Source organism: Anaeromyxobacter sp. (assembly GCA_016718565.1).
In the GTDB taxonomy this organism is placed as follows: domain Bacteria; phylum Myxococcota; class Myxococcia; order Myxococcales; family Anaeromyxobacteraceae; genus JADKCZ01.
Genome location: JADKCZ010000013.1, coordinates 82,866 through 108,660 on the forward strand (window position 1 = coordinate 82,866; position 25,795 = coordinate 108,660).

A 25,795-nucleotide genomic window follows, 5' to 3' on the forward strand; every position below is an offset into this window, starting at 1 on the left:
CCTGGTCAACCGGCCGGGAGGGTCAAGGGGCGCGTGCTATCGTCTCGGGCTCCATGGCCCGGCCTCGCATCCTGCTGGTGGACGACAACGCGGAGCTGCTCACCCTGCTGGGCCGCCTCGTCGAGGCCGAGGGGTGGGAGCCGGTCATGGCGCCCCGCGGCAGGGCGGCGCTCGACCTGCTCAAGGCCGGCCTCCCCGCGGCGGCGGCCGTGGACGTGCTCCTGCCGGACATGATGGGCTACGAGGTCGGCGCGGTCCTGCGGGCGCAGGGCGTCCCCTTCGTCTTCATGACCGGGGTCTTCAAGGGCGGTCGGGCCGCCACCGAGGCGCGCACCCTGCACGGGGCCGCCGGGTACTTCGAGAAGCCCTTCCCGGGCAAGAAGCTCATCGACGCCCTGGCCGCCCTGCTGCCCTCGCAGGCCCCCACCCGGGCGCCGGCCGCGCCGCCCGTGCTCGCCACCGACGACTTCGACGTGGAGGTCGCCGTGGAGGCCGACGAGCCCTCCGAGGCCATGGAGCTGACCGGGCGGGTCATGCTGACCGAGGGCGGCAAGGTCTCGGCCCTGCTCCGCGGCGAGGTGGTCACGGCCGGACCGCTCGGCAGCCCGGGCCGGCCAGCCCCCCCGGCGGTCCAGCCGGCGCCCCGCCCCGCCGCCGAGATCCGGGCCGCCGCCGCGGCGCGGCGCGCCGCCGAGGTGGCCGCGGCCCCTCCGGCCGCGCCCGCCACTCCCGCCTCGCTGGCCTCGCCGGCCCCCCAGCCCAGCGGCGACGGCCCGGCGGTGGGCCGGCTCGAGGACAACCTGCCCGAGCTGATCACCGCCTTCTGGCTCACCGAGCAGACCGGCGAGCTGACCCTGCAGCGGGGCAAGGTCAAGAAGACCATCTACTTCGAGGGCGGGCGCCCCTGCTTCGCCATCTCCAACCTGATGACCGACCGGTTCGGCCCGTTCCTGGTGCGGGTCGGCAAGATCACGCAGGGGCAGCTGCTGCTGGTGCAGGCGGCGGCCGACTCCACCAAGCGGCGCACCGGCGACATCCTGGTGGAGATGCAGCTCCTCAAGGAGACGGAGAAGCTCTACTACGTGGCCCAGCAGGTGAAGGCCATCGTCTACTCGCTCTTCGGCTGGGAGGAGGGCGAGTTCCGGCTCCACTTCGTGGACCGCGCCGCCAAGGAGTCGATCAAGCTCGACCTGCACCCGGCCAACCTGATCATGCGGGGCGTCAAGAAGCTCTACAAGCCGGAGCGGCTCTTCCGGCTCCTCTCGCCGGAGGACCGGCTCATCCCCACGCCGCAGCCGGCCTTCGCCCTGCACGAGGTGGAGCTGGACCGCTGGGAGGGCGAGCTGCTGGCGCGGGTGGACGGCACCCGCACCCTGGCCGAGCTCATCCACATGGCGCAGCGGCCCGAGCACCTGGTGTACGGCTACCTCTACGGGCTGACGGCGCTGAAGATCCTGGAGAAGCGCTAGGCGTCCGGCGGCGCCACCGGCCGCTCGGCCGTGTACCCCATGACCCGGTAGACCAGCCGCCCGGCCAGCTCGCGCAGCGCGTCGGTGCTCTTCGCGAGCGGGCCGGCGCGCGGCAGCCAGCTCTCGCCGCGGCCGTCGCCGGCGCGGTGGTCCACCGCCAGGGTGTCGGGCGCCAGGCCGGCGGCGTGGAAGCAGCCGAGGGCGCGCGGCATGTGGGCGGCGCTGGTGACCAGCAGGAGCCGCTTCCAGCCCTGCCGCGCCACCACCCGGGCCGACTCCACGGCGTTCTCGCGGGTGTTGCGGCTGGTGGTCTCGGCCAGCAGCCGCGCCGGCGCGACGCCCCAGCGCGTGAGCAGCGCCACCACCTGCTCGGACTCCGGCACGTCGCCGGGCTGCGGGTCCACCAGGCCGCAGGAGTAGAGGAGCTGGCGGGCGTGGCCGGTGCGCAGGACGTCGAAGGCGCGGGTCACCCGATCGCTGGCGCCGCTCAGCTGCAGGGTGCCGGTGGCGCGGGTGGCGCCCGACTCGATGACGCCGCCCAGGACGATGACCGCGTCGTAGGTCACCTCCGGCCGGTCGGTCGAGACCGCCGGGGCCTCGGCGTGGCGCATGAGCGCGGTGGCCACCGGGTCGGTGGAGAAGGCCACGAGCTGCGCCACCCCGAGCACGCCGAGCGCGGTGGCCAGGCGGGGCCGCCCGCGCAGCAGGAGCGCCAGCAGCAGCAGGGCCAGGGCCCAGGTGAGCGGCGCCAGGGCCAGGTCGAAGAGCTTGGAGAGGGCCAGGAACATGTGGCGGGCATGATACGCGGGTACCATCGGCGCCGTGACCCCCCTCGACCGCGACGTCGCCTCGCTCCTGTGTGTCGGCTTCCACGGCACCACCCCGTCGCCGGAGGTGCTGGAGCTCATCGCCCGCGGGGTGGGCGGGGTCATCCTCTTCGCCCGCAACCTCACGGGGGCCGAGCAGGTGGCCGAGCTGACCGGCGCGCTCAAGCGGGCGGCGGGGCGGCCGCTCCTGGTGTCCATCGACCAGGAGGGCGGGCGGGTGGCCCGGCTGCGCGCCCGGCACGGCTTCACCGAGCTGCCGCCCATGCGGGCGCTGGGCGAGGCGGGCGACGAGGGGCTGGCCTTCGAGGTGGGGGCGCTGCTGGGCCGCGAGCTCCGCGCCGTGGGGGTGGACCAGGACTACGCCCCGGTGGTGGACGTGGACACCAACCCGTTGAACCCGGTCATCGGGGACCGCGCGCTGTCGCGGACCCCGGCCGAGGTGGGCCGGCTGGGCGCCGCCCTGGCCCGCGGCCTGCAGTCGGCCGGCGTGGCCGCCTGCGCCAAGCACTTCCCCGGGCACGGCGACACCAGCCAGGACAGCCACGTGGACCTGCCGCACCTGCCGCACGCCCTGGACCGGCTGCTGGCGGTGGAGCTGCCGCCCTTCACGGCGCTGGCCCGCGCCGGGGTGGCCGCGGTGATGACGGCCCACGTGGTCTTCGACGCCCTCGACCCGGCGCGGCCGGCCACCCTCTCGCCGCCGGTGCTGGCGCTGCTCCGGGAGCGCTGCGGCTTCCTGGGCTGCTGCGTCTCGGACGACCTGGAGATGAAGGCCATCGCGGCCCACCTGCCGCTGGAGGTGGCGGCCCCCGGCGCGGTGGCGGCGGGGGTCGACCAGCTGCTGGTGTGCCACAGCGCGGCGGTGCAGCACGGGGCCATCGACCTGGTGCGGCGCGCGGTGGAGGAGGGGCGCATCTCCCGGATGCGGCTGGCCGAGGCCCAGGCCAGGGTGGGGGCGCTGCTGCGCTACGCCGGCCCGCCGCCGGATCCGCGCGCGGTGCGAGGGGCGCTGCGCACCGAGGCCCACCTGGCGCTGGCGGCGCGGGTGCCGGCGCTGGCCAGCGGGCGGGATCCGACGGCGGCGTAGGTTCGCCGGGTGCTGCTCGCCAGCACGCCCGGAGGAGCGCAGGACTCGTCCGCTCGAGCCCCCTCTCCCCCAGCTTGCTGGGGGAGAGGGATGGGGTGAGGGGGCTGGATCGCGTGCACAGGTTCCCCTCACCCCTGCCCTCTCCCCGGAGGGGAGAGGGGAACTCAACCCGTGGGAGCCGGCCTGGGGCTCAACTCACGCGGGAGCGCAGGACTCGTCCGCTCGAGCCCCCTCTCCCCCAGCCTGCTGGGGGAGAGGGATGGGGTGAGGGGGCGGGATCGCGTGCACAGGTTCCCCTCACCCCTGCCCTCTCCCCGGAGGGGAGAGGGAGGCTTGTCCGTGGTGGTCGCGGGTACCCCTCACCCCTGCCCTCTCCCCGGAGGGGAGAGGGAGCAGACATGGTGTGCCCTCGTCATGGCGGAGGTGTGACCAGGGCTGGAGGCCGAGCTCTGCTCATGACGGAGGTGTGAGCAGGGCTGGAGGCCGAGGTCTGCTCATGGCGGAGGTGTGAGGCCATGGTCTGCTCACCCTCTCCCCCAGCTTGCTGGGGGAGAGGGCCGGGGTGAGGGGGGAGCAGCTGGCTCCCGCACCGCCCTCCTCCCTCACCCCAGGAAGAACCCCTCCGCCAGCAGGAACAGCACCGCCGCCGCCAGCAGCCAGCTCCAGAGCGGCACGCCCTCCGTCGCCCCGCCGCCTGCGGCGTGGCCGTCCACCCGGGCGTGGGCCTCGCCGCCGAACCAGGCGGTCAGCTCGGCCGGGAGGAGGCGGCGGGTGTCCGACTCGCGCGGGTCCGGCACCACCGCGAAGGCCAGCGCCGGCTCCAGCCGCTCCACCCCGCGCTCGGCCACCTTCACCTGCCAGAGGCCGGGCAGCCGCGGCGTGAAGGTGAGCGCCGCCCCGCCCTCCGACGGCGCCAGCCCGGCCGCCTCGAGCTCGCGGCGCGAGCGCTCCTTCCCGTCCGGGCCGACCAGCGCCCTGAGCTCCCGCCCCTCGCCCAACCGCAGCGCCCGCGGCGTCCCCACCACCGTGGGCACGTCGCGGCGCTCCTCCAGCCCGCCCGACAGCCAGGCGGCGAAGCGCTGCAGGGCCGGCAGGAAGCTGGTGCGGATGGGCCAGTCGTTCCAGTCGCGGTCGGCGGTGGAGGTGAAGAGCAGCACCCGGCCGCGGCCGCGGCGCGCCTCCACCAGCGCCGGGGCGCCGTCGTCGAAGGCCGCCAGCACCACCGGCGCCTCGCCCTTGGGCGCCGGGCGGGTCAGCATGTAGCGGTAGAAGCGCGCCCCCTGCAGCCCCTCGCGGGCGTCGCCGGTGAAGACCGCCAGCGCCGGGTGGGCCTCGTCCACCCGGGCCAGCCTGGCCGCCTGCGCCTCGGCCTGGCCGCGCTCGGCGGCGGTCTTGACCACGTGCAGCGGCAGCGGCAGGAGCGGCCCCAGCTCGCGGGCGTAGAGGTCCGGGTCCACCTGGTCGCCCATGGAGAGGAACAGGCCGCCGCCGCCCTCCACGAACCTCACCAGGTCGGCGGTGCGCCCGGCCACCCCGCGCACGTTGAGCAGGAAGACCACGTCGAAGCGGGAGAGGTCGGCCTCGCGCAGCGCCTCGCCGTCCACCAGGGTGGACCGGACCGGCGAGGCCGGCGAGCCCAGCGCCGACTCCACGAAGTAGGCCTCGTCGCGGTACTTCACCGGCGAGGGGGCGCCGTCCACCACCAGCGCCCGGATCTCGCGCGGCACGGTGACGGTGAGCACCCGCTCGTCGTCGAGCGCCAGGGCGTCGCCGGGCACGGCGGCGCTCAGGGTGGCCGGGCCGCCGGCCGGGAAGGCGTGGGAGAGGGTCTTGCGCGCGGTGGCGTTGGCCGGCACGTCCACGAAGGCGCGGATGGCGGGCCGGGCCTCGCCGCCCACCCGGAGCGAGAGCGCCAGGTCCTTGGCCGGCTCGGCCCCGGTGACCGAGACCGCGGCGGTCAGCTTGTAGCCGCGCGGCCCCACCGCGGGATCCGGCTCGGCGCCCAGCGCGGTGACCGCGGCGTTGGGCAGGTCGGCGCCGCGGGCCGCGTCCACGATCTCCACGTGGGGCCGCACCGGCCCCTTCGGCCCCGGCACCTCCGGCGGCGGCACGTCGAGCCGCCAGGCCGCGGCGGTGAGGTCGGTGACCACCACGATCTGCTTGCCGAGCTGCTCCTGCCCCTTGGCCTCGGCCAGGGCGCGAGCCGCCGCCGCCACGCAGCTGGTCAGGTCGGCGTGGCCGAAGGCGGGCGCGGCCTCGTCGAGGGTGCGCCGCACCGCCACCCGGTCGAAGGCCGGTGCGGGCGCCGCCGGGGGGCGGCCGTCGCACACCAGGGCCGACACCGGCGCCTCGCCGGGCAGGCTGGTGAGGGCGTCCAGCGCCTGCTGGCGAGCGCGGGAGAAGAGGGTGTCGCCGCCCAGCCGGTAGGACATGGAGCCCGAGGCGTCCAGCACCAGCACGGTGGCCAGCGGCCCGCCGCCCGGGGTGGCGGCGGCCGAGGCCGGCTGCTCGGCGCGCGGCCGGGCCAGCGCCAGCGCGGCGGCGGCCAGGAGCAGGGTGCGGGCCGTGAAGAGCAGCAGCTTCTTGAGCCGCAGCCGCTGGGCGTTCTCCTTGCGGGCCCGCAGGACGAAGTCGAGCGCCGGGAACGGCGTGGGCCTGGGCCGCCGCCGGAAGAAGAGGTGGACCACCAGCGGCAGCGCCGCCGCCAGGAGGCCCCACAGCAGCAGCGGGTTGAGGAAGCCCACGCTCATGCGGCGTGGCGCTGCCGGCGGGCCAGGAAGGGGAGCAGCACCTCGTCGAGCGGCCGGTCGGTGCGGCACAGGGCGTAGTCCACGTCCTGCTCGGCCGCCTCGCGCTTCACCTGGGCCAGCCAGCCCTCCATCACCTCGAGGTAGCCGGCGCGGATGTCCCGGCCGTTGGCCTCCACCGAGCGGCCGTCCTCGGTGGAGAGGAAGAGGGTGGGGTCCTGGTAGGGGAACTCCAGCTCGGCCGGGTCGAGCACGTGGAAGAGGGTCACCTCGTGCTTGCGGCGCGACAGCAGGGCCAGCTGCTTGAGCGCCTTCTGGTCCTGGTCGAACAGGTCGGTCAGCACCACCACCGCGGCGCGCCGCGGCGCGTGCTCCACCAGCCAGTCCACCGCCGCGGCCAGCCGGGTGCCGCCCTTCCCCTCGGCGCCGGAGAGGGCCTCCACGATGGGCAGGAGGTGCCCGGCCGAGGCGGCCGGCGGGATGGCGCGCACCACCTGGTCGGCGCACAGCACCAGCCCGGCCGCGTCGGCCTGGCGCACCAGCAGGTAGGCCAGCGAGGCGGCCAGCGACGAGGCGTACTCCAGCTTGGTGAGCCGCCCCTCGGCCCCCTTCCAGCCCATCGACCCGGAGGCGTCCACCACCAGGTAGCAGCGCAGGTTGGTCTCCTGCTCGAACTGCTTCACGTAGTACTTGTCGAACTTGCCGTAGGCCTTCCAGTCGATGCGCCGCACGTCGTCGCCGGGGGCGTACTCCTTGTGCTCGGCGAACTCGACCGACTGCCCGTGGTGCGGCGAGCGGTGCAGCCCGGAGAGGATGCCCTCGGTGACCGCCCGCACCCGCAGCTTGAGCGTGCCGAGCTTGGCCAGCACGGCCGGGTCGAGCAGGGAGCGCTTCGGGTCGGTCATGGCGTCACGTGGCGCGCGCCGGGCCGGGGCGGCCTCACGCCTTCACGGTCTCGAGGAGGCGGTCCACGATGGTGGCGCTGGTCATGCCCTCGCTCTCGGCGCGGAAGTTGGTGATGACGCGGTGGACCAGCACGTGGCGGGCCAGGGCGCGCACGTCCTCCACGCTGGCGGCCATGCGGCCGTCCAGGATGGCGCGGCTCTTGGCCCCCAGCACCAGGTACTGGCCGGCCCGCGGGCCGGCGCCCCAGCTGACGTTCTCCTTCACGAAGTCCGGCGCGGAGGGGTCGCCGGGGCGGGTCATGCGGGCCAGGTCCACGGCGAACTTCACCACGTGGTCGGCGGCCGGCACCCGCAGGACCAGCTCCTGCAGCTGCCGGATCTTGCCGGGCGAGAGGATGCGGTGCAGCGAGGCGCGGGCCGCCTGGGTGGTGGAGCGGACGATCTCGATCTCCTCCAGCGCCGAGGGGTAGGTCACCTGCACGTAGAACATGAAGCGGTCGAGCTGGGCCTCGGGCAGGGGGTAGGTGCCCTCCTGCTCGATGGGGTTCTGGGTGGCGAAGACCAGGAAGGGCAGGTCGAGCGGGTAGGTCTCGCCGCCGGCGGTGACCCGGTACTCCTGCATGGCCTGCAGCAGCGCCGCCTGGGTCTTGGGCGGGGTGCGGTTGATCTCGTCGGCCAGCAGCAGGTTGGCGAAGATGGGCCCCTTGACGAAGCGGAAGGCGCGCCGCCCGGTGGTGTGGTCCTCCTCCAGCACGTCGGTGCCGGTGATGTCGGAGGGCATGAGGTCGGGGGTGAACTGGATGCGGTTGAAGGAGAGGTCCAGCACCTCGGCCACCGTGGAGATGAGCAGGGTCTTGGCCAGCCCCGGCACGCCCACGAAGAGGCAGTGGCCGCGGGCGAAGAGGGCGGTGAGCAGCGCCTCCACCACGTCCTTCTGCCCGACGATGCGCTTCTCCAGCTCGCCCAGGATGGCGCGCTTGGCCTCGTGCAGCTCGGCCACGGCGGCGAGGTCGGTCTGTGGGCCCTGCGGCACGGCGGAGGCGGAGGAGGAGGCGGCGGTGGTGGCGGTCATGGATGTCCTTGGCCCGGGCGTGGGCCCGTGGCGCCCTGCAGTATCTCCGCGAAGCGGCGCTCGCGCGAGGCGCCGCCCGGGTCGCCGAGCGCCTCGGCGCTGAGCGCCAGGCCGGCGTGGATCTCGGGGTCGAATGGGTCCTGCCGGTTGGCCTCGATCAGGTGCTGCCGGGCGCCGGCGTGGTCCTTCTTCTCCACCAGCAGCCGCGCCAGCTGCACCCGCAGCGCCGCGTAGTCGGGCGACCAGCCGATGGCGTCGCGCAGCACCTTCTCGGCCTCGGCCTTCTGGCCGGTCATGACCGCGGCGATGGCGTACTGGTTGGCCAGGATGGGCACCTTGGCCCCGGCCCGATCGATGGCCTTGCGGTACTCGACGCGCGCCGCCGTCCAGCGGCCGCGCTCGCGGAAGAGCTGGCCGAGCCGGGCGTGGTTGCGCGAGGCCTGGTCGGGCAGGGCGGCCCACTCGGCCCAGGGCCCGCCCTGCTTGGGGTCGTCCTTGAAGCGCAGCCGGGCCAGCGCGTTGGCGCCCCCGCGCGGCAGCGGCCGGGTGGCCATGTGGCTGCGCCAGGCGGCGGTGAACTCGGGCCAGGTGGTGCCGAGGGCCCTGGCCACCGCGGCGTCGGCGGAGGCGCCGCCGGCCACGAGATCCAGCGCCCGGGCCACCGCCGCGGTGCCGCCGCGCTTCACCATCACCTCCACCGCCAGCACCACCTCGGCGTAGGCCAGCGCCGCCAGCTCCTGGGTGGGCAGCTTGGCCATGGAGGGGTGCATCTGCTCGAAGGTCACCAGCTTGTTGGCCTCCAGCGCCTGGCGCACCAGCGCCGCCGAGTAGGGCGAGAACCCCTCGCCGCCGGCGCCGCGCCAGCGCGTCTCCCACCACTTGGCCACGCCCTCGTGCAGCCAGATGGGCGTGTCCGGGCCGGCCTTCAGGCTCACCACGTGGTGCACGAACTCGTGGGCCGCGGTGTCCAGCCAGTCGTAGCCGGTCACCAGCGCCTTGGGCGAGACCAGCATGAGCTTCTGGTACTTGCAGAGCGCGATGGTGCCGGAGCCGCGGATCTCGGCCTCGGTGAGGGAGGAGAGGCGGGCCAGCTCGGCCACCCCGTTGAGGATCTCGACGCGCACCTTGCCCGGGGGGGCCAGGCCCAGGTCGGCGGCCAGGGCGGCCCGCTGCGCCTCCAGCGTCTCCAGCAGGTAGGGGACCAGCACCTCGTCCTTGCCCTTGGGGTAGGCCACCACGAAGTGGTCGCTCTCGGCGGTGGCCCAGGTCTTCTCCAGCGCGGCGGCGTTGCGGGCGATGCGCAGGAAGCCGCCCGGATCGGCGCGCCCGCCGGCCGGCCTCCAGCAGCGCCACCGCCTCCTGGTAGCGGTGCTGGTAGAGCCGCAGCAGGCCGAGCGCCCCCTGGCCGGCCCCGTCCTGCGGGTACCCGGCCGCGTGGGCCTCGATGAAGGGGGCGGTGGAGGCCACGTCCTCGTCGAGCAGGCGCGAGACGGCCTCCGGCAGGTTCACCGGCGGGTCGGCCACCGTCGGCGGCGGCGGCGTGGAGATCGGGCCGCTCGGGGTGACCTCGGCCAGCGCGGCGGTGGAGAGCAGGCAGAGGAGCGCCGCCGTGAGCCGCAGGGCGCGCCTCGACTCCGCGCCCGCTGCGCGGCGGCTCCGCTCGGCACGAACGGATCCAGGGGTAGCGGCCTCGGGTCGGGCGCTCACTTGACCAGCTCCTCGTAGTAGCGCTGCACCTCGTTCTTGTAGCGCTCGGGGGCCCCCTGCTTCATGGCCTCGAGCAGGTCCTTGCGGAACTCCTCCGAGATGCGGTGGGCCTCGGCGCCGGGGATCTCCACCTTCTCCTGGGTGGGGTCGCCGGTGTCGCCCTGCTGCTCGCCCTGCCCCGACTCGCCGAACGGGAACGGGAAGCCGCCGCCCGGCTGGCCGGGGCCTCGCTGCTTGCCCATCTTCTCCAGCCCCTCCTTGAAGCGGGAGAGGGCGTCCAGCGCCGCCTGCTGCTCGCCGTGGCCGCGCTGGGCGTTGCGCTGCCCCAGCTCGCCGGCCGCCTGGCCCATGTGGCCGCGGGTCTCGCCCAGCAGCTGCGGCGCGCCCGGCGGGAAGACCGGCGCCTTCTGCATGAGCTGGCCGAGCTTCTGCTGCAGCTCGCCGGCCTTGCGCTCCAGCCCCTGCTGCCGCCGGGCCAGCTCGTCGAGCTTGCCGCCCTCCATCGGCGTCAGCGCCTGGCGCGGGTCGGGCTGCAGCTTGGCCAGCTCGCGCGCCACCTCGGCCAGCTTCTGCCCGGCCTGGGTGGCCTGCTGCTGCGCCTCGCGCAGCGAGAGCGGGTCCTTGGAGGTGGCGCCCGGCACCCGCTCGGCCAGCGCCGCGTCCTCCTCCAGCGCCATGGCCAGCCGGCGCGTCGGCGCCACCGCCCGCATGGTCATCTCCTGCGAGGCCTCCAGGTCCTTCATGGCCAGGGCCCGCTGCAGGTCGGCCAGGGCCTCCTGGGCGGCGTCCAGGTCCGGCTCGGACCGCTCCGGCGTGCCGGGCTGGGCCCGCTCCAGGTCGGCGCGGGCGTCCTTGGCCAGCTGCTCCAGCCGCCGGGTCTGCTCGCGCGCCTTGTCCAGCTTGCCGGCCATGCGCTTGCGCAGCTCGGAGCGCACCCGCTCGGTCTCGGCGGCGGCCTGGTCCTGCTCGGCCTGCACCTTCTCCAGCTGCTCCTTGAAGGCCAGCATCTCCTTCATCAGCTCGGCCTGCTTCTCGTCCGGCACCTCGCTGGCGCGCTTCATCCCGGCCATCATCTCGTCGAGCTGGCCGGCCATCTGCTCCAGCGCCTTCATGGCGGCGGCCACGTCGCCGCGCTTGACCGCCTCCTCGGCGGCGTCCAGCCCGGACTTCAGGTCGTCCTGCTTCGACAGCTCCGCCATGGCCTCGGCGTTCATGTGCTCGTCGTGGAAGCCGCGGGCGGTCTCGGCCATGCGGGCCATCAGCTCCTGCATCCGCTCGCGCAGCGTGCGGAGCTGGGCCAGCACCTCCTGCTTGGCCTGCTCGGTGGGGGCGTCGCGCAGCTGCTCCAGCATCTCCTGCAGGTCGCGCCGGCCGGCCGCCAGGTCCCTGGCCATGCGCAGCAGGTCCTCGGCGCGCGCCTTGTCGAAGAGCTGCTCCAGGTAGAGCACCCCCTTCTCCAGCTCGTCGTCGAGCAGCCGGTCGAAGGCCGCCATCTGCGCGGCCGGGCTCTCCACCGGCGCCTGCTGGGCCAGCAGGCGGGCCACCACCTGGCGGGTGGCGGTGACGCGCTGCTCGGCGGTGCGCACCCCGGCCGCCACGTTGGCGAGGGCCGGGGCCACCTCGCGGGGCGCGGCCTTGTCCTTGCGCAGCTCGGCCGCCACCCGGCGCAGCCGCTCGTGCGCCGCCCGCACCTTGGCGTCGAGCGCCACCGCCAGCGGCAGCCGGGGCACGGTGCCCACGCCGCCGGCCGCGAAGGTCTCGAGCCGGTCGCCCAGCACGGCCACCAGCTCCTCCCAGGCGGCGCGGGCCTTCTCCATGGCCAGGCGCCGGTGCTCCGCCTCGCTGTAGAGCTTGACCGACTGGGTGGCGCTGGCCCCCTTCTTCGGGCCGGAGATGGCGTCGTTGTCGAGCACCTCCAGCCAGTAGAGCAGCCGGTCGCCCTCGCCCAGCCGCTCGGCCGAGAGCGGCAGGTCCAGGCCGCCGGAGTCGCGCCGCAGCCCCGGCAGGGCGCGCACCGGCCGGCGCCGCTCCACGCCGCCCGGGGCGCGCGTCACCAGGGTGAGGCCGTCGAGGCCGAAGTCGTCCTCGGCCTGCCACTCCACCCGCACCACGGTGTCCGGCTTCACCTCCAGCTCGGCCGCCGGGGCGGTGATGCGCACGGTGGGGAAGGCGTCGGGCTCGACCACCAGCGGGATGGGCGGCCCCTCGGCCACGGTGCGGCCCGAGGCGCTGCGGAAGCGGAAGCGGTAGGTGCCGCCGTCGCCGACCACCAGGGAGCCCGAGAGGTCTCGGCCGCCGGTGACGGTGAGGGCCAGGCGCTGGATGGGGGGCGGCGCGGGGGTGGGGCGCCGCGGCGGGCGGCGGCGGAGCCAGCGCCAGCGCCGATGCCCGGGCCGGCGCCCTGGGCGGACGCAGCGCCCGCAGCGGCGCCCCGCGCCTCGGCCGCCCCGCCCTGGCCGGCCGGGCCCGGGCCCTGGGTCGCGGCCGGGGGCAGCCCCGCCACCGTGAGCTCCAGCTCGGCCGCCTCCACCTCCCGGTCGGCCCGGGTCTTCAGGGTGACCTCGGTCCCCTTGGGCGCGCGGATCTCGCCGCCGGTGCCGGAGAGGGTGCGGTCCTCGCGGTGGGTGTGGGCCGGGAAGCGGTAGGTGAGCTCGATGTCGCCGGTGATGGGGTCGAGCGACGGGCCGGTCTCGGGCGCCGGGTCGCCCGCCACCACCCGGGCGTAGGCGGTGCCGAGGGCGCCGCCGCCCACCAGGAAGGCCAGCGCGTGCAGCCCCGCCACGCCCACGAGCGCCCAGCCGGCCCGGCGGGCCGGGCGCGACGGGATGGCCGCCGTGAGGTCCAGGCCGCGGACCGCGTCGGCGGTGCGGGTCACGTGGGCGTCGAGGAGGGCCACCGAGACCCCGCCGGAGGAGAGCAGCGCCGGCCGCTGGCGGGTCAGCTCCACCGCCGAGACCAGGTCGGAGCGCAGCGCCGGGGAGGCGGCCGCCACCGTGCGGGCCACCCCCTCGGCCGTCCAGGTCCCCTGGCGGAGCTGCCGGACGGCCCAGGTGAGGGCCGCGAGCAGGGAGAAGGCCGCCGCGCCCAGGGCCACCGGCCTGGCGGCGCCGGCCCGCGCGCCCAGGGCCAGGACCGCAGCCCCGGCCAGGACGGCCGCCAGGGCCACGGCCAGCCCGCTGGCTGCCGCGGCGGCCAGGATCACCTGGCTCCGCCGCCTCTTCGCCCGATCGAGGAGGCGGGAGATGTCACCGTAGTCTGCCGACATGCTGGATCCTGGCATCGTAAGGCGGTTCGGCCCTGCGGACCACCCCACCTGGGGTCCGGAGCGTGTGGTAAACAGGCACACGCCTCGGTGAATTCGCCTCTCCCCCCGAGCGTCCAACCAATGGAAGCGGACGACCTCTCGCTGGTCGAGTCAGCCAAGGCCGGCGACACGGGCGCCTTCACGGCGCTGGTCGTGCGCTACCAGAGGAAGGTCTACGCCGTGGCGCTCGGCATCGTGAAGGATCCGGACTCGGCCTGGGACGTCGCCCAGGAGGCCTTCGTGCGGGTCCACAAGCACCTGCCCGAGTTCAAGGGCGACTCGGCCTTCACCACCTGGCTCTTCCGCATCGCCACCCACCTGGCCATCGACTCGGTGCGCAAGGAGCGCAAGAGCCAGAAGGACGACATCGACGACCTGCGCGAGGTGGACCTGGAAGGGGCCGGCGACGGCATCCTCTCCACCTCCCTCGGGCAGGACCCGCGCGAGAACGCGCTGCGGCGCGAGCTGGCCGGCAAGCTCACCGAGGCCCTGGCCACCCTGCCGGTCATCCACCGGGAGATCCTGGTGCTGCGCGAGGTGGAGGGGCTGTCGTACGAGGAGCTGGCGGCGCGGCTGGGCATCCAGAAGGGCACGGTGATGAGCCGGCTCTTCCACGCCAGGAAGAAGATGCAGGCGGCGCTGGCGGAGTACGCCGGGGTGGCCGTCGGCGGCAGCACCACGGGAGGCGAGGCGTAGTCTTCGAGGAACACCATGGGCGAGTGCACCACCTACAGGCCGATGATCGGGGCGCGCGAGGGCGAGCTCTCCCTCGAGGAGTCCGCCGCCCTCACGCGGCACCTGGCCGGCTGCCCGGGCTGCGGCGCCTTCGCGGCCGACCTGGCCGCCACCGAGGGGCTGGTGTCGGAGGCGCTGCTGGCCGCCGCGGCGCGGCGCGACTTCGCCCCGTTCGTGGACCAGGTGCTGGCCCGGGTGGCGGCCGACCGGCCCGTGAGCCTGCTCGAGCGGCTGCGCCGCGGCTTCCGGCTGCACCCCGGCCTGTCCCTGGGCGGCGCGCTGGCCCCCGTGGTGGCAGCCCTGGCCCTCGTGATGTACCTTCGCGGTGGGAGCAGCAACGACCTCGCCGCCGCCAGCTCGCTGGAGGTCCACGCCGAGGGGCGCGCCACCACCATCATCCAGTCGGCCGACGGCCCGCTGGTGCTGTTCGACGACGACGACGACGCCTCGTGACCGCGGTGGGAGAGACCCCGATGAAGCGCCTCACCGCCACCTGCCTCGCCCTGCTGCTGGCCCCCGCGCTCGCGCTGGCCGACGTGCCGGTGCGGGTGCGGGTCCTGAAGGGCTCGCGCCAGGGCCCGGCGCTGGTGGACCCCCGGCTCGGCGACCTGGCCAAGCAGCTCGGCAAGCTGTCGTACCTGCGCTGGGACCAGGTGAGCGAGCAGCGGCTCTCCATGGCCGACAAGAAGACCGAGTTCGTGCCCCTGCCCGACGGCGAGAACGTGGCGCTCACCGTGCAGGAGGTCCGCGGCGACACCGTGACGGTGGAGGTGGCGCTGGCGCAGCGCAACACCATGTCGCGCCTCACCATCGAGAAGGGCCAGCGCATCGTGCACCAGGTGTCGGGCGAGAAGGCCGGCGTGGCCTACTTCGTCACCGTGCACGCCTGGCCGTAGGGCCGGGCGCCCCCGCCCTACCCCGCCGACGAGCCGCCGCCGTGGGCCGTCCACTCGGCGTGGAAGCGGTCGAGCGCCTCGTCGAGCCTGAGCGGCTTGTGGCGCAGCAGCGCGGCGGCGCGGGTCACGACCAGGCCGCCGCTGAGCGGGCGCGGGGCGGGCAGCTTCACGTCGGCGGTGAGCACCGGCTGGATGGCGCCGGTGAGGCCGAAGCGGCGGGCCACCGCCTCGGCGAAGGTCACGCGGGTGCACACGCCGGCGTCGCTCAGGTGCAGCACCCCGCGGTAGTCGTGCTCCAGCAGCAGCTCCAGGCACATGGCGGCGCCGCTGGCGGCCAGGGTGGTGGAGACCCGCTGGTCCACGAAGGCCTTGACCACCTCGCCGCGGGTGAGCTTCTCCACCACCTGGGTGGCGAAGGTGGGCTTGGCGCCCTTCCGGCCGCTGTAGACCACCGCCACCCGGGCCACGGCGCAGTCTGGGGCCAGCAGCAGCGCCGCCTCCTCGCCGCAGCGCTTGGAGCGGGCGTAGGCGCCGCGCGGGTTGGGGCGGGCCTCCTCGTCGTAGGGGCCGGCCTCGCCGTCGAAGACGTAGTCGGTGGAGACCGCCACCAGGCGCGCGCCCAGCGCCCGGCAGGCGCGGGCCACCTCGGCGGTGCCGTCCACGTTGGCGCGCCAGGCCATGAGGGGGTCGCGCTCGCAGCCGTCCACGTCGGTGGCGGCGCCGGCGTGCAGCACGGCCTGGGCCCCGAAGGCCCGCAGGGCGGCCTCCACCGAGTGGCCGTCGCCGAGGTCCACCTGGACGTAGCGGTACGGACCGGGCGGCAGGCGGCAGGGGCCGCGGCCCAGGGCCAGGACCTCGTGCCCGGGGGCGCCCTCGCAGAGCAGCCGCACCGCCTCGCTGCCCAGCAGGCCGTTGGCGCCGGTGACGGCGACCTTCACGTGCGGGCCCCGTACTGCGTCTCGTAGTACTTGAGGTACTCGCCCGAGATGATCCGCTCCCACCAGGGCCGGTGGTCCACGTACCAGGCCACCGTGGCGGCCAGGGCCTCCTCGAACCTGTGGAGCGGCGCCCAGCCGAGCTGGTCGTAGGACTTGCTGGCGTCGATGGCGTAGCGCCGGTCGTGGCCCAGCCGGTCCTTCACGTAGGTGATGAGCGTCTCCGGCTTGCCGAGCAGCCGCAGCACCTGCTTGACGATGTCGATGTTGTGGCGCTCGGAGGCCGCCCCGAAGTTGTAGACCTGCCCGGCCCGGCCCTTCTCCAGCGCCGCCAGCAGGCCGCGGCAGTGGTCCTCCACGTGGATCCAGTCGCGCACGTTCATGCCGTCGCCGTACACCGGCAGCGGCCGGTCGCGCAGCGCGTTGGCGATCATGAGCGGGATGAGCTTCTCGGGGAACTGGTAGGGCCCGTAGTTGTTGGAGCAGCGGGTCACCACCACCCCCAGGCCGAAGGTGTGGGCGTAGGCCAGGGCCAGGAGGTCGCTCGAGGCCTTGGAGGCCGAGTAGGGCGACGACGGGTCGAGCGGGGTCTGCTCGGTGAACAGGCCGGTGGGCCCCAGCGAGCCGTAGACCTCGTCGGTGGAGACGTGCAGGAAGCGCTTCACCTCCAGCTGGCGGGCCGCCTCCAGCAGCACCTGGGTGCCGCGCACGTTGGTCTCGATGAAGACCGACGGCGCCAGGATGGAGCGGTCCACGTGGCTCTCGGCGGCCAGGTGCAGGATGGCGTCGATGCGCTCGGTGCGGATGAGGTCGGCCACCAGCTCGCCGTTGCAGATGTCGCCGCGCACGAAGCGGTAGCGCGGGTTGGCCGCCAGGTCGGCCAGGTTCTCGGCGTTGCCGGCGTAGGTGAGCTTGTCGAGGTTCACCACCCGCCAGTCCGGCCGCTCGGCCAGCAGCAGGCGCACCAGGTTGGAGCCGATGAAGCCGCTGCCGCCGGTGAGGAGGACGTTCATCTAGGCCAGCTCGCTTTCCGCGAAGAGGGGGGCCTCGGCCAGCGCGACGCCGCGGGCGTCCTTGGCCGAGACCGAGGGGGTGAGGCCCTCGAGCGGCCAGGCGACGCCCAGGGCCGGGTCGTCCCAGCGGATGCACTGCTCGTCGGCCGGGGAGTAGTAGGCGGTGGTCTTGTAGAGGAACTCGGCCTCCGGCGAGAGCACCAGGAAGCCGTGGGCGAAGCCCTCCGGGATCCAGAGCTGCCGCTTCGACTCGGCCGACAGCACCTCGCCCACCCACCTGCCGCAGGTGGGCGAGCCGCGCCGCAGGTCCACCGCCACGTCGTAGACCGCGCCGCGGGTCACCCGCACCAGCTTCCCCTGCGGGTTGGGGCGCTGGTAGTGCAGCCCGCGCAGCACGCCGCGGGCCGACAGGCTGCTGTTGTCCTGCACGAAGTCGAGCGGCCGCCCCAGCGCCGCCTCCAGCTGGCGGCGGTTGAAGCTCTCGAAGAAGTGGCCGCGGGCGTCGCCGAAGACCTTGGGCTCGACGACCACCACGTCCGGGATGGCGGTGGGGCGGGTTTCCATCAGTAGACCTTCTGCTCCAGCAGGCCGCGCAGGTAGCCGGCGTAGGTGGACTTGCCGAGCGCGGTGGCGCAGCGCTCCAGCCCGGCGTCGTCGAGCCAGCCCTGGCGCCAGGCCACCTCCTCCGGGCAGGCCACCTTGAGCCCCTGCCGCTTCTCGATGGTGGCGATGAACTGGCCGGCCTCCAGCAGGGACTCGTGGGTGCCGGTGTCGAGCCAGGCGTAGCCGCGCCCCATCAGCTCCACCGAGAGCTGGCCGCGGGTGAGGTAGAGCCGGTTGAGGTCGGTGATCTCCAGCTCGCCGCGGGCCGAGGGCTTCACCTGGCGGGCCAGCTCCACCACCTGCTCGTCGTAGAAGTAGAGCCCGGTGACCGCGTAGCGCGACTTGGGCCGGGCCGGCTTCTCCTCGATGGAGACCACCTTGCGCTGGGCGTCGAACTCCACCACGCCGTAGCGCTCCGGGTCGGTGACCGCGTAGGCGAAGACCGTGGCGCCCTGGCGCCGGTCGGTGGCGGTCTTCATGAGCGCCTGCAGCTCGTGGCCGTAGAAGATGTTGTCGCCCAGCACCAGCGCCGAGGGGCCGCCGGCCACGAAGTCGGCGCCCAGGATGAAGGCCTGGGCCAGGCCGTCCGGGCTGGGCTGCACGGTGTACTCGAGCCGCAGGCCCCAGGCGCTGCCGTCGCCCAGCAGCTGCTGGAAGCGCGGGGTGTCCTGCGGGGTGGAGATGACCAGCACCTCCCGGATCCCGGCCAGCATGAGGGCCGTGAGCGGGTAGTAGATCATCGGCTTGTCGTAGACCGGCAGGAGCTGCTTCGAGACGGCCAGCGTGGCGGGGAAGAGCCGCGTGCCCGCGCCGCCAGCCAGGATGATGCCCTTGCGGTTCTGCGCCATGTGTACCCTGCGGGGCCCCGGGCGGTGCGGGCGGTGGTCGGTGAGGGCGGACTCTACCGGAGGCCCCGGCCGGCGAGAAGGCACCGGATCAGGCCTCCCCAATGGACCCCGCGGGCGCCGGCACCATGTTCAACCGACAGTCGCGGCGCGGATTGGCGCACCCCCGGACGCAGGACTTGAGCCCGACCCTGCGTTTGCGCGATACACTGCGCGCCCCAGGGGGTTCCATGGACATCATCGGACGCATCGCAGACAAGTCGGCCCGCATCGGCGTCATCGGCCAGGGCTACGTCGGGCTGCCGCTCGGGCTGGTCTTCGCCGAGGCCGGCTACCAGGTCATCGGCTTCGACGTCGACCAGGTGAAGATCGACAAGCTGCTGGCCGGCGAGTCGTACATCAAGCACATCGGCCCGGAGCGGGTGAAGCTGGCGGTGGCCAGCGGCAAGTTCACCGCCACGGCCAAGTTCGACCGGCTCGGCGAGTGCGACGCCATCCTGATCTGCGTGCCCACGCCGCTCGGCATCCACCGCGAGCCGGACAACTCGTACATCCACCGCACCGTGGAGCAGATCGCCACCCGGCTGCGGCCGGGCCAGCTGGTGGTGCTGGAGTCCACCACCTACCCGGGCACCACCGACGGCGAGGTGCAGCCGCTGCTGGAGAAGTCCGGCCTCACCTGCCCCAAGGACTTCCTGCTGGCCTTCTCGCCGGAGCGCGAGGACCCGGGCAACAAGGGCTTCTCCACCCGCTCCATCCCCAAGATCGTGGGCGGCGTGAACGCGGCCTCCACCACGGCGGCGGTGGCCCTCTACCGGGCCGCGCTCGACCAGGTGGTGCCGGTGTCGTCGGCGCGGGTGGCCGAGTCGTCCAAGCTGCTGGAGAACGTCTTCCGCTCCGTCAACATCGCCCTGGTGAACGAGCTGAAGGTCATCCTGGGGCGCATGGGCATCGACATCTGGGAGGTCATCGAGGCCGCCAAGACCAAGCCCTTCGGCTTCATGCCCTTCTACCCGGGGCCGGGCCTGGGCGGGCACTGCATCCCGCTCGACCCCTTCTACCTGTCGTGGAAGGCGGCCGAGTACGGCGAGTGGGCCCGCTTCATCGAGCTGGCCGGCGAGATCAACACCCGCATGCCGGCCTTCGTGGTGGAGCGGGTGATGCACGCGCTCAACGACGACCAGAAGCCCATGCGCGGCTCGAAGGTGCTGGTGCTGGGGCTGGCCTACAAGGCCAACGTGGACGACGACCGCGAGTCGCCCTCCTACGAGATCCTGGAGCTGCTGCTGGAGCGCGGGGCGAAGGTGGACTACTGCGACCCGTACTTCCCCGCGGCGCACCGGACCCGCAAGCACGACTTCGGGCTCACGTCGGTGGCCGTCTCCAACGAGGTCTTCCGCGGCTACGACGCGGTGGTCATCTCCACCGCCCACGACCTCTTCAAGCGCCCCGAGCTGTTCGAGGGCGTGGGGCTGGTGGTGGACACCCGCAACCTGGTGGCCCCGCTGTTCCCCAAGGGCGGCGGGCCCAGGCGGCTGGTGAAGGCGTAGCTCAGGCCCGCAGCACCTGCTTCTCCACCAGCCGGGCGTAGACCCCGCCCTGCGCCAGCAGGGCGCCGTGGGGGCCCTCCTCCGCCACGCGGCCGGCGTCGATGACCACCACCCGGTCGGCCCCCACCACGGTGGAGAGCCGGTGGGCGATGACCACCGCGGTGCGCCCCACCATGAGGCGGGCCAGGGCGTCCTGCACCAGGGCCTCCGACTCGGCGTCCAGCGCCGAGGTGGCCTCGTCGAGCAGCAGGATGCGCGGGTCCTTCAGGATGGCGCGGGCGATGGCGATGCGCTGCTTCTGCCCGCCGGAGAGCTGCTGGCCGCGCTCGCCCACCCTGGTGGCCAGGCCGTCCGGGAAGGAGGCCACGAAGGTCTCGGCGTTGGCGGCGCGCACCGCCTGGCGCACCTCCTCGTCGCTGGCCCCCGGCCGGCCGTAGCGCACGTTGTCGGCGATGGTGGTGCTGAAGAGCACCGGCTCCTGCGAGACCACCCCCACCAGGCGGCGCAGCCAGCCCGGGTCGAGCTCGCGCAGGTCCACGCCGTCCAGGGTGACGCGCCCGCGCGCCGGGTCGTAGAGCCGCACCAGGAGCGAGCCCAGGGTGGACTTGCCGGCGCCCGACGGCCCCACCAGCGCCACCACCTCGCCCGGCTGCACCGTGAGGTCCACGCCGCGCAGCACCGGCACGTCCGGGCGCGACGGGTAGGCGAACTCCACCGCCTCGTAGGCGAGCCTTCCCGCCACCCGGTCCAGCCGGCGGCCGCCGCTGGTGGGCATGGCCGCCACCCGGTCGGTCAGCTCGAAGACCCGCTCGGCCGCGCCCAGGCCGCGCATCATCTCGGCCCAGATCTCGGCCAGGGTGCCGAGCCCCATGGCGATGAGCAGCGTGTAGACCAGGAAGGCGGTGAGCGCGCCGGCGGTGAGGTCGCCGGCCGCCACCAGCACGCCGCCGTAGCCCAGCACCACCGCCATGCTGATGTAGCCGCCCGTGGAGGCGGCCCCCATGAAGATGGCGCCGGCGCCGATGCGGGTGCGGGCCAGCTGGTAGGCGTGGTCCACCGAGACCACGTAGCGCACCGCCTCGGCCTCCTCGGCGGCGAAGGCGCGCACCGTGCGGATGGCCGAGAGCGACTCCTCGGCCACGTGGCCGGAGTCGGCCAGGGCGTCCTGGTAGGCCTTGGCGAGCTTGCGGATCTTGCGGCCGTACCAGACCGCGCCGATGGCCACCGCCGGCACCACCGCCAGCATCACCAGGGTGAGGCGGGGCGAGGTGACCACCAGCAGGATGAGGCCGCCCACCACCTGCACGGCGTTGCGCAGCCCCATGGAGATCTGGGCCGAGAGCAGCCCCTGCAGGGAGGCGGTGTCGGAGCCCAGGCGCGAGGTGAGGTCACCGGTGCGCTGCGAGTCGAAGAAGGCCACCTCCTGCGAGAGGAGCGAGCGGAAGAGCGCCTCGCGCACCCGCTTCACGCCGCGCTCGCCGGCGTTGGCGAAGAGCCAGGCCCGGCCGCCCATGGCCAGCCCCTGCACCACCGCCAGCACGCCCATGAAGAGCGCCGCCTCCACCACCGCGCCGGAGTCGCGCGAGGCGATGGCGCCGTCCACGATGATGCGCATGCCCTGCGGGTAGACCAGGGCCGCGGCCGAGGCGATGAGCAGGAGCACGGTGCCGGAGAGCACCGAGGGCCACTCCATGCGCAGGAGCGGCCAGAGGCGGGCCAGGGTGGCGGTCTTGGGGGCTGACACGGGCCGGGAGTGTAACCGGGAGGCGGGCGGGGTGCTCAGGCGGGGGGTGCGGCCAGCGCCTGCGCGGCCTGCGCGCAGCGGGCGCGGATCAGCCGGAGGGCCCGCTCCACCACCAGGCGCCGGCCCGAGCGCCGCCTCCTGCTCGGCCGCCAGCGCCGCCGCCGCGGGCGGGAGCGCCGCCGCCAGCTGGCCGAGCGTGTCGAGCACCAGGCGCGGGCCGATGTCCACCTCGGCCGCCAGCCGCTCCCAGTGCCGGCGCCGCAGCCACTCCGGCCGGTCCTCGCCGCCGATGCGCATGGCGAGCCTCCCGGCCACGTCGGGCCAGGCGCCCGTGCAGAGCAGGTCGTAGAAGGGCGCCAGCCGGACCCCGCCGGCCTCGTGCAGCAAGGTGACGTTCTTGGCGTGGGCGTCGGCGTTCTGTATCAACGCGTTGAAGACGGCCCAGCGGAGCAGCGCCAGGCGGTCCAGCGCGGGGCTGAGCGCGTGGCGAGCCAGCAGGCCGAAGGCGGCCGCCAGGCCGGGGCCGCCCTCGGCCTCGTACTTCACGTTGGGTGGAACAGCCAGGGCCTGGCAGAGGTCCTCGGCGTGGCGGCGCACCACCAGCCCCTCCGGACCGGCGGCCCGGTCGAACCGCTCGACCAGGTAGACCGGCGTGCGGCCGGCACGCACGAAGGAGCGAGGGACCGGCAGGCCGACGCGCGCCGCCAGAGCCATGCAGAAGGCCTCGTTGCGGACGCTGCCCTCGACGCCGGGGATGGCGGGCTTGGCGATGTGGGTGGTGGCGAGGCCCCCGGTGGCGATGAAGACCTGGCCGGCGTGCAACCGGATCGGGAGCTTGCCCTGCGCTCCGGCCAGCGAGAGCCGGATGCCGCGCTCACCGGCCAGGAGCGGCCGACGCGGGAGCTCCTCCACCAGGCGGTCGAAGGCCTCATCGTCGAGCGGCAGGTACGCGCCGCCCTGCTCGGGCAGCGCACCTGACGGCAGCAGGCTGACGGCGCCGGCACACTCCCCTCCCAGCGCCGCCAGGAGGGCGAAGTCGTTGCCAGGCGACAGGCCGAGCTTGCGGGCCACCGCGTCGCGCAGGCTGGCGTCGGGCAGCAGGTTGGCGAAGAACGGGCGCGCCTGGGTGTCGTCGAAGGGAGTGGCCTGCAGCGGCAGCGAGAGGGAGAGCATCGCGGCCGGCTGGCGGGCCAGGTGCACCGGGTCGTACTGGAAGGTGAGCTGCCGCCCGGGGCCCTGGCGGAGGTGGCCCACCCGCTCGGCGCCCAGCCAGACCGCCAGCTCGCTCGTGTCGGTCACGCCTTGCCCCCGCCGCGGGGCACGATGGCCACGTCGAGCCCCAGCCCGCGCAGGACCTGGAGCACCTTGCCGAGTTCGGCGGTCTCCTTGCCGCGCTCGAGCTCGCCAAGGAAGCGGGTGCCCACGCCGCACAGCCCGGCCGCCTGGGCCTGGGTGAGGCCGTCGGCCCGGCGACGGCGTCGGACCAGGAGGCCGAGCGTGGCTGGCGAATCGATGTTCCCGTACGGGATGTCTTCGCTCAACCTGGAGGTCATGATGGAGTCACCTTCCCGTCAGGGAAGAATGTTGCCATCGGAGGCGTGCGGGCGCCAGTTTTGTCCCGTACGGGATTCCAAATCGGCGCCCGCAGGTGCTCAAGGTCCTTGCGGGGGGGGGTGCACGCCCCCCCCCCCCCCCCGGGGGGGGGAAGGGCCCCCCCGGGTTGGTGGGGGGGGGGGAGGGGGGAAAACTGGCGGAGGGCGGCGGCGCGCTCGGAGTCCTCGACCGCCACGGCGAGGCAGTCGTCCAGGCCCTGCTCGAAGAGGCGCTCCCACTCGGCCAGGTAGGGCTGGGCGCTCGAGTCCACGACCACGCGCCAGTGCCGAAGGGTGGCCAGCGCGGCGGCATAGAGTGCCGGCTCTCGCCGGATCTTGTCCGCGACCAGCCGGTGCATGGCCAGGCTCCGTGCTTCCAGTTGCTGATGCGTGGTCATGCCGATCCTTTCAGCGACGTTGCGCGTCACCGGCCTGCTGTTGACGCGCCTCGGATGGTTGCCTCGCGCTCTACCCTTCGAGCTCTGCGAGGAACTCCGCCGGGGTCACCACCTTCACGCCGGCGAACTCCCCGAGCTTCAGGAGGTGCCTCCGGTCCCCCGAGACCACCCGGCGCGCCGCGCCAGCCAGGGCGGTGGCCAGGTAGACGTCGTCGCTGTGATCGCCGGGGACCACGTGCAGCTCGGGCAGGTCCGTCTCGATGAAGATGGCCGCCTCGACGAGCCGCGCCAGCAGGGCGCGGGGGTCCTTCACCTGGAAGCGGCCGCGCAGCTTCGGATAGGCCAGCACCCGCAGGCACTCGGCCACGATGGGCGGCGACCAGACCAGCTCATAGGCCGTGCCCGCCAGCGCCACTACCCGGCCCGGGGTGCCACGGGGCGCCAGCATGGCGGACACCACCACGTTGGCGTCCAGCACCGCCCGGATCATCTGCGAGCCGCGTGCTTCGCCTCGTCGGCCAGCGCCATCGCCTCGTCGTCGGAGAGCGGACCAGCCGGTGCAGCCTCGAGCAGCTCGCGCACCTTCCGCGCCGCCTCCTCGCGCCGGACCTGCTCCGCCACGAGCCGGCGGACATACTCGGACGCACCTTGGCCACGGGAGCGGGCCACCCGCTTCAGGGCGGCGATCTCGCCCTTCGGCATGCGGAGCCTGAACACGGCGTCGTGCTTCATGGTGGGATCATTGTAGCTACAGGCGGCCTTGGGATCCATGCGGCCAGGCAGAGCAACGCTCGCGCCACCAGAATCCCTGGCGGACCAGGCTGTTCGCCCGGCTGCCACGGCCGGTCCCCGAACCTGGGTCCGCGGTTCGGCCGGCGCCCCCGCGCCCTACCTGTCCAGCGCGAACCGCATCTTCAGGTTCGGCCCGGGGCGCGCCGAGGAGGCCTCCAGCACCTGGCCGTGCAGCTCGAGCTGGGCGCACTCCAGGATGACGTCGGTGGCCACGCCGCGCGCCAGCACCTTGGCCCCCGCCACCCGCACCACCTGGTCGCCCATCTCGAGGTCGAGCTGCAGCACGGTGTTCAGCTTTGGCGCCTTGCGCCGCGCCTCGGCCGCGGCCCGGTTGCTGCCGGGCTCCTCGTCGGGCACCGGCGGGAGGGCGCCGGCGCACTCCAGGATGCGGGTGCGGGCCAGGTTGAGCGAGGTGAGCAGGTCCACCTTGCGCGGGGGCGGCGGCTGGGTCGGCGCGGGCGGCGGCTGGGAGGGCTCGCCTGCTGCGGGCGGCGCGGCGGCGAGCGGCGCCTCGGGGGCCAGGCCGGGCTCCGGCTGCGCCTGGGGGGCCGGCGCCTCGGGCTCGGCGCGGGGCGCGGGCCCGGCCTGGCGCGAGGCGCTGGGCTCGCTGGTCACCCGGTCGAGGAAGGCGAGCCCCCCGGCGAACAGGACCACGATGGCGACGACTCCGGCGACGATGGTGGTGCGCTTCGACATCTTCAGGCTCGCTCCCAGGCGTGGAATTCGCCCTGTCACTTAATCACGGCTCCCCGCCAGGGGCAGCCAGCGGGGAGGGAATTTCCGCCCCGTTCCCGGCGTCTGTACCCCCGTGGCACTATGTGCGGCCACCGACCCTCCAGACTCAACGCCGAAAGGACCTCAAAGCCATGACCCACCTGCTCGTCGCCACCGCCGTCCTCGCCGCCAGCCTGGCCGCCGACCCCGCCCCTGCCGCCGCAGCCGCCAAGAAGGCCGTGGCCAAGCCCGCCGCCGCCGTGGCCGAGAAGGCGGCGGCCAAGGGGGCGGAGGTGGGCAAGAAGGAGGAGGCCAAGGTCAAGCCGGAGGCGCCGCCGATGCCCGAGAAGAAGCCCGCCAGCCCCGCCGCCCTGAAGGACGCCGTGGCCTCCCTGCTCGGCCCCTGCTCGCCCGAGATGGCCGGCGGCAAGGTGACCGCGGTGGAGGTGCTCGACGGCGCCCAGCTGAACGCCAGGCTCGAGAAGGAGAAGAGCAAGAAGGCCAAGGCCGAGCCCGCCCAGCGCTTCATCGCCATCAGCTACGAGGCCGGCGGCACCACGGGCAAGAGCGTCCGCCAGGTGAGCACCCAGTACATGCTCACCACCGAGCAGGCCCAGGCGCTGCTGGGCGAGAAGCTCTGCGTGTTCCAGGAGTAGCCGGAGCGAGCCGCACCCCCGCGCGCTCCCACCGGGCGTGATCCTCCGGGCCTCCGCGGCCCGAGGGGGTCACGCCCGTGCTCGTGGTGGCACTTCCCGAGCTTCATCGGTGTCCAAACCAGCGAGCACCAGGCGAGGAACCCAGCACCCACATCGGCGCCACGGACCCACCACCGCGAGGCAACAGCGCGTGGCCTGATCCAA

At 74.3% G+C, this 25,795-nt stretch carries 20 protein-coding genes and 2 pseudogenes; 7 read left to right on the plus strand and 15 right to left on the minus strand.

Going from position 1 to position 25,795, the window contains the following annotated elements; genetic code table 11:
• Positions 1-53: 53 nt before the first annotated feature.
• Complete coding sequence (locus IPO09_18450) at positions 54-1,469, plus strand: response regulator (GenBank protein MBK9519283.1); 1,416 nt, start codon at positions 54-56, stop codon at positions 1,467-1,469.
• Here the strand turns inward: IPO09_18450 and IPO09_18455 are convergent.
• The gene (locus tag IPO09_18455) at positions 1,466-2,257 is read right to left on the minus strand and encodes a YdcF family protein (protein MBK9519284.1); all 792 of its coding nucleotides are present in this window, start codon (positions 2,255-2,257) and stop codon (positions 1,466-1,468) included. The two genes, IPO09_18450 and IPO09_18455, sit on opposite strands and share 4 nt — an antisense overlap.
• Before the next feature lie 25 nt (positions 2,258-2,282).
• On the opposite strand from IPO09_18455, the gene nagZ reads away from it, so the two are divergent.
• Positions 2,283-3,383 (plus strand): beta-N-acetylhexosaminidase, encoded by a 1,101-nt coding sequence (gene nagZ / locus IPO09_18460; GenBank protein MBK9519285.1) that lies wholly within the window; start codon positions 2,283-2,285, stop codon positions 3,381-3,383.
• A gap of 602 nt (positions 3,384-3,985) precedes the next feature.
• Here nagZ and IPO09_18465 read toward each other — a convergent pair.
• From IPO09_18465 to IPO09_18485, 5 genes and pseudogenes are all read right to left on the minus strand, one after another.
• A complete protein-coding gene (locus IPO09_18465) occupies positions 3,986-6,133 on the minus strand; it encodes a VWA domain-containing protein (protein MBK9519286.1) in 2,148 nt (715 codons plus the stop codon).
• Positions 6,130-7,035, minus strand: a complete 906-nt coding sequence (locus IPO09_18470) for a DUF58 domain-containing protein (protein ID MBK9519287.1) — start codon at positions 7,033-7,035, stop codon at positions 6,130-6,132. Before IPO09_18470 ends, IPO09_18465 begins: the two co-directional genes overlap by 4 nt.
• Before the next feature lie 34 nt (positions 7,036-7,069).
• Positions 7,070-8,107, minus strand: a complete 1,038-nt coding sequence (locus IPO09_18475) for a MoxR family ATPase (protein ID MBK9519288.1) — start codon at positions 8,105-8,107, stop codon at positions 7,070-7,072.
• Positions 8,104-9,727, minus strand: a pseudogene (locus IPO09_18480) (tetratricopeptide repeat protein). Before IPO09_18480 ends, IPO09_18475 begins: the two are co-directional and overlap by 4 nt.
• A gap of 83 nt (positions 9,728-9,810) precedes the next feature.
• Positions 9,811-13,079, minus strand: a pseudogene (locus IPO09_18485) (DUF4175 family protein).
• Between the two features lie 120 nt (positions 13,080-13,199).
• Between IPO09_18485 and IPO09_18490 the strand changes: the two are divergent.
• From IPO09_18490 to IPO09_18500, 3 genes are read left to right on the plus strand one after another with little or no spacing between them, the layout of a single operon-like run.
• The gene (locus IPO09_18490) at positions 13,200-13,814 is read left to right on the plus strand and encodes a sigma-70 family RNA polymerase sigma factor (GenBank protein ID MBK9519289.1); all 615 of its coding nucleotides are present in this window, start codon (positions 13,200-13,202) and stop codon (positions 13,812-13,814) included.
• A gap of 15 nt (positions 13,815-13,829) precedes the next feature.
• Positions 13,830-14,306, plus strand: coding sequence for a zf-HC2 domain-containing protein (locus IPO09_18495; protein ID MBK9519290.1), 477 nt, complete (start codon positions 13,830-13,832; stop codon positions 14,304-14,306).
• Positions 14,307-14,326: 20 nt separating this feature from the next.
• Positions 14,327-14,749, plus strand: coding sequence for a hypothetical protein (locus IPO09_18500; GenBank protein ID MBK9519291.1), 423 nt, complete (start codon positions 14,327-14,329; stop codon positions 14,747-14,749).
• A 17-nt stretch (positions 14,750-14,766) separates the two neighbouring features.
• On the opposite strand, the gene IPO09_18505 is transcribed toward IPO09_18500, so the two are convergent.
• The 4 genes from IPO09_18505 to rfbA are packed head-to-tail and all read right to left on the minus strand — an operon-like array spanning position 14,767 to position 18,148.
• A complete protein-coding gene (locus IPO09_18505; protein ID MBK9519292.1) occupies positions 14,767-15,687 on the minus strand; it encodes an SDR family oxidoreductase in 921 nt (306 codons plus the stop codon).
• Entirely contained in the window at positions 15,684-16,697 is a 1,014-nt protein-coding gene (rfbB, locus tag IPO09_18510; protein MBK9519293.1) for a dTDP-glucose 4,6-dehydratase, read from the minus strand. The genes IPO09_18505 and rfbB overlap by 4 nt, the downstream gene beginning before the upstream one ends.
• Positions 16,698-17,261: a dTDP-4-dehydrorhamnose 3,5-epimerase gene (rfbC, locus tag IPO09_18515; GenBank protein ID MBK9519294.1), complete on the minus strand. Its 564-nt coding sequence runs from the start codon at positions 17,259-17,261 to the stop codon at positions 16,698-16,700.
• Positions 17,261-18,148, minus strand: a complete 888-nt coding sequence (rfbA, locus tag IPO09_18520) for a glucose-1-phosphate thymidylyltransferase RfbA (GenBank protein MBK9519295.1) — start codon at positions 18,146-18,148, stop codon at positions 17,261-17,263. Before rfbA ends, rfbC begins: the two co-directional genes overlap by 1 nt.
• A 227-nt stretch (positions 18,149-18,375) precedes the next feature.
• Here rfbA and IPO09_18525 point away from each other — a divergent pair, with 227 nt between their 5' ends.
• Entirely contained in the window at positions 18,376-19,695 is a 1,320-nt protein-coding gene (locus IPO09_18525) for a nucleotide sugar dehydrogenase (GenBank protein ID MBK9519296.1), read from the plus strand.
• Position 19,696: 1 nt separating this feature from the next.
• Here the strand turns inward: IPO09_18525 and IPO09_18530 are convergent, their stop codons facing one another.
• The 5 genes from IPO09_18530 to IPO09_18550 all read right to left on the minus strand — a co-directional run bounded on the left by IPO09_18530 (position 19,697) and on the right by IPO09_18550 (position 24,917).
• A complete protein-coding gene (locus IPO09_18530; protein MBK9519297.1) occupies positions 19,697-22,738 on the minus strand; it encodes a HipA domain-containing protein in 3,042 nt (1,013 codons plus the stop codon).
• Positions 22,735-22,992, minus strand: a complete 258-nt coding sequence (locus IPO09_18535) for a helix-turn-helix transcriptional regulator (protein MBK9519298.1) — start codon at positions 22,990-22,992, stop codon at positions 22,735-22,737. The genes IPO09_18530 and IPO09_18535 overlap by 4 nt, the downstream gene beginning before the upstream one ends.
• Positions 22,993-23,499: 507 nt before the next feature.
• Complete coding sequence (locus IPO09_18540; protein ID MBK9519299.1) at positions 23,500-23,907, minus strand: putative toxin-antitoxin system toxin component, PIN family; 408 nt, start codon at positions 23,905-23,907, stop codon at positions 23,500-23,502.
• An 8-nt stretch (positions 23,908-23,915) separates the two neighbouring features.
• Positions 23,916-24,161: a hypothetical protein gene (locus tag IPO09_18545; protein ID MBK9519300.1), complete on the minus strand. Its 246-nt coding sequence runs from the start codon at positions 24,159-24,161 to the stop codon at positions 23,916-23,918.
• A 156-nt stretch (positions 24,162-24,317) separates the two neighbouring features.
• Complete coding sequence (locus IPO09_18550; protein ID MBK9519301.1) at positions 24,318-24,917, minus strand: hypothetical protein; 600 nt, start codon at positions 24,915-24,917, stop codon at positions 24,318-24,320.
• A gap of 170 nt (positions 24,918-25,087) precedes the next feature.
• Between IPO09_18550 and IPO09_18555 the strand changes: the two genes are divergently transcribed.
• Positions 25,088-25,591, plus strand: a complete 504-nt coding sequence (locus IPO09_18555) for a hypothetical protein (GenBank protein MBK9519302.1) — start codon at positions 25,088-25,090, stop codon at positions 25,589-25,591.
• Positions 25,592-25,795: the final 204 nt, after the last annotated feature.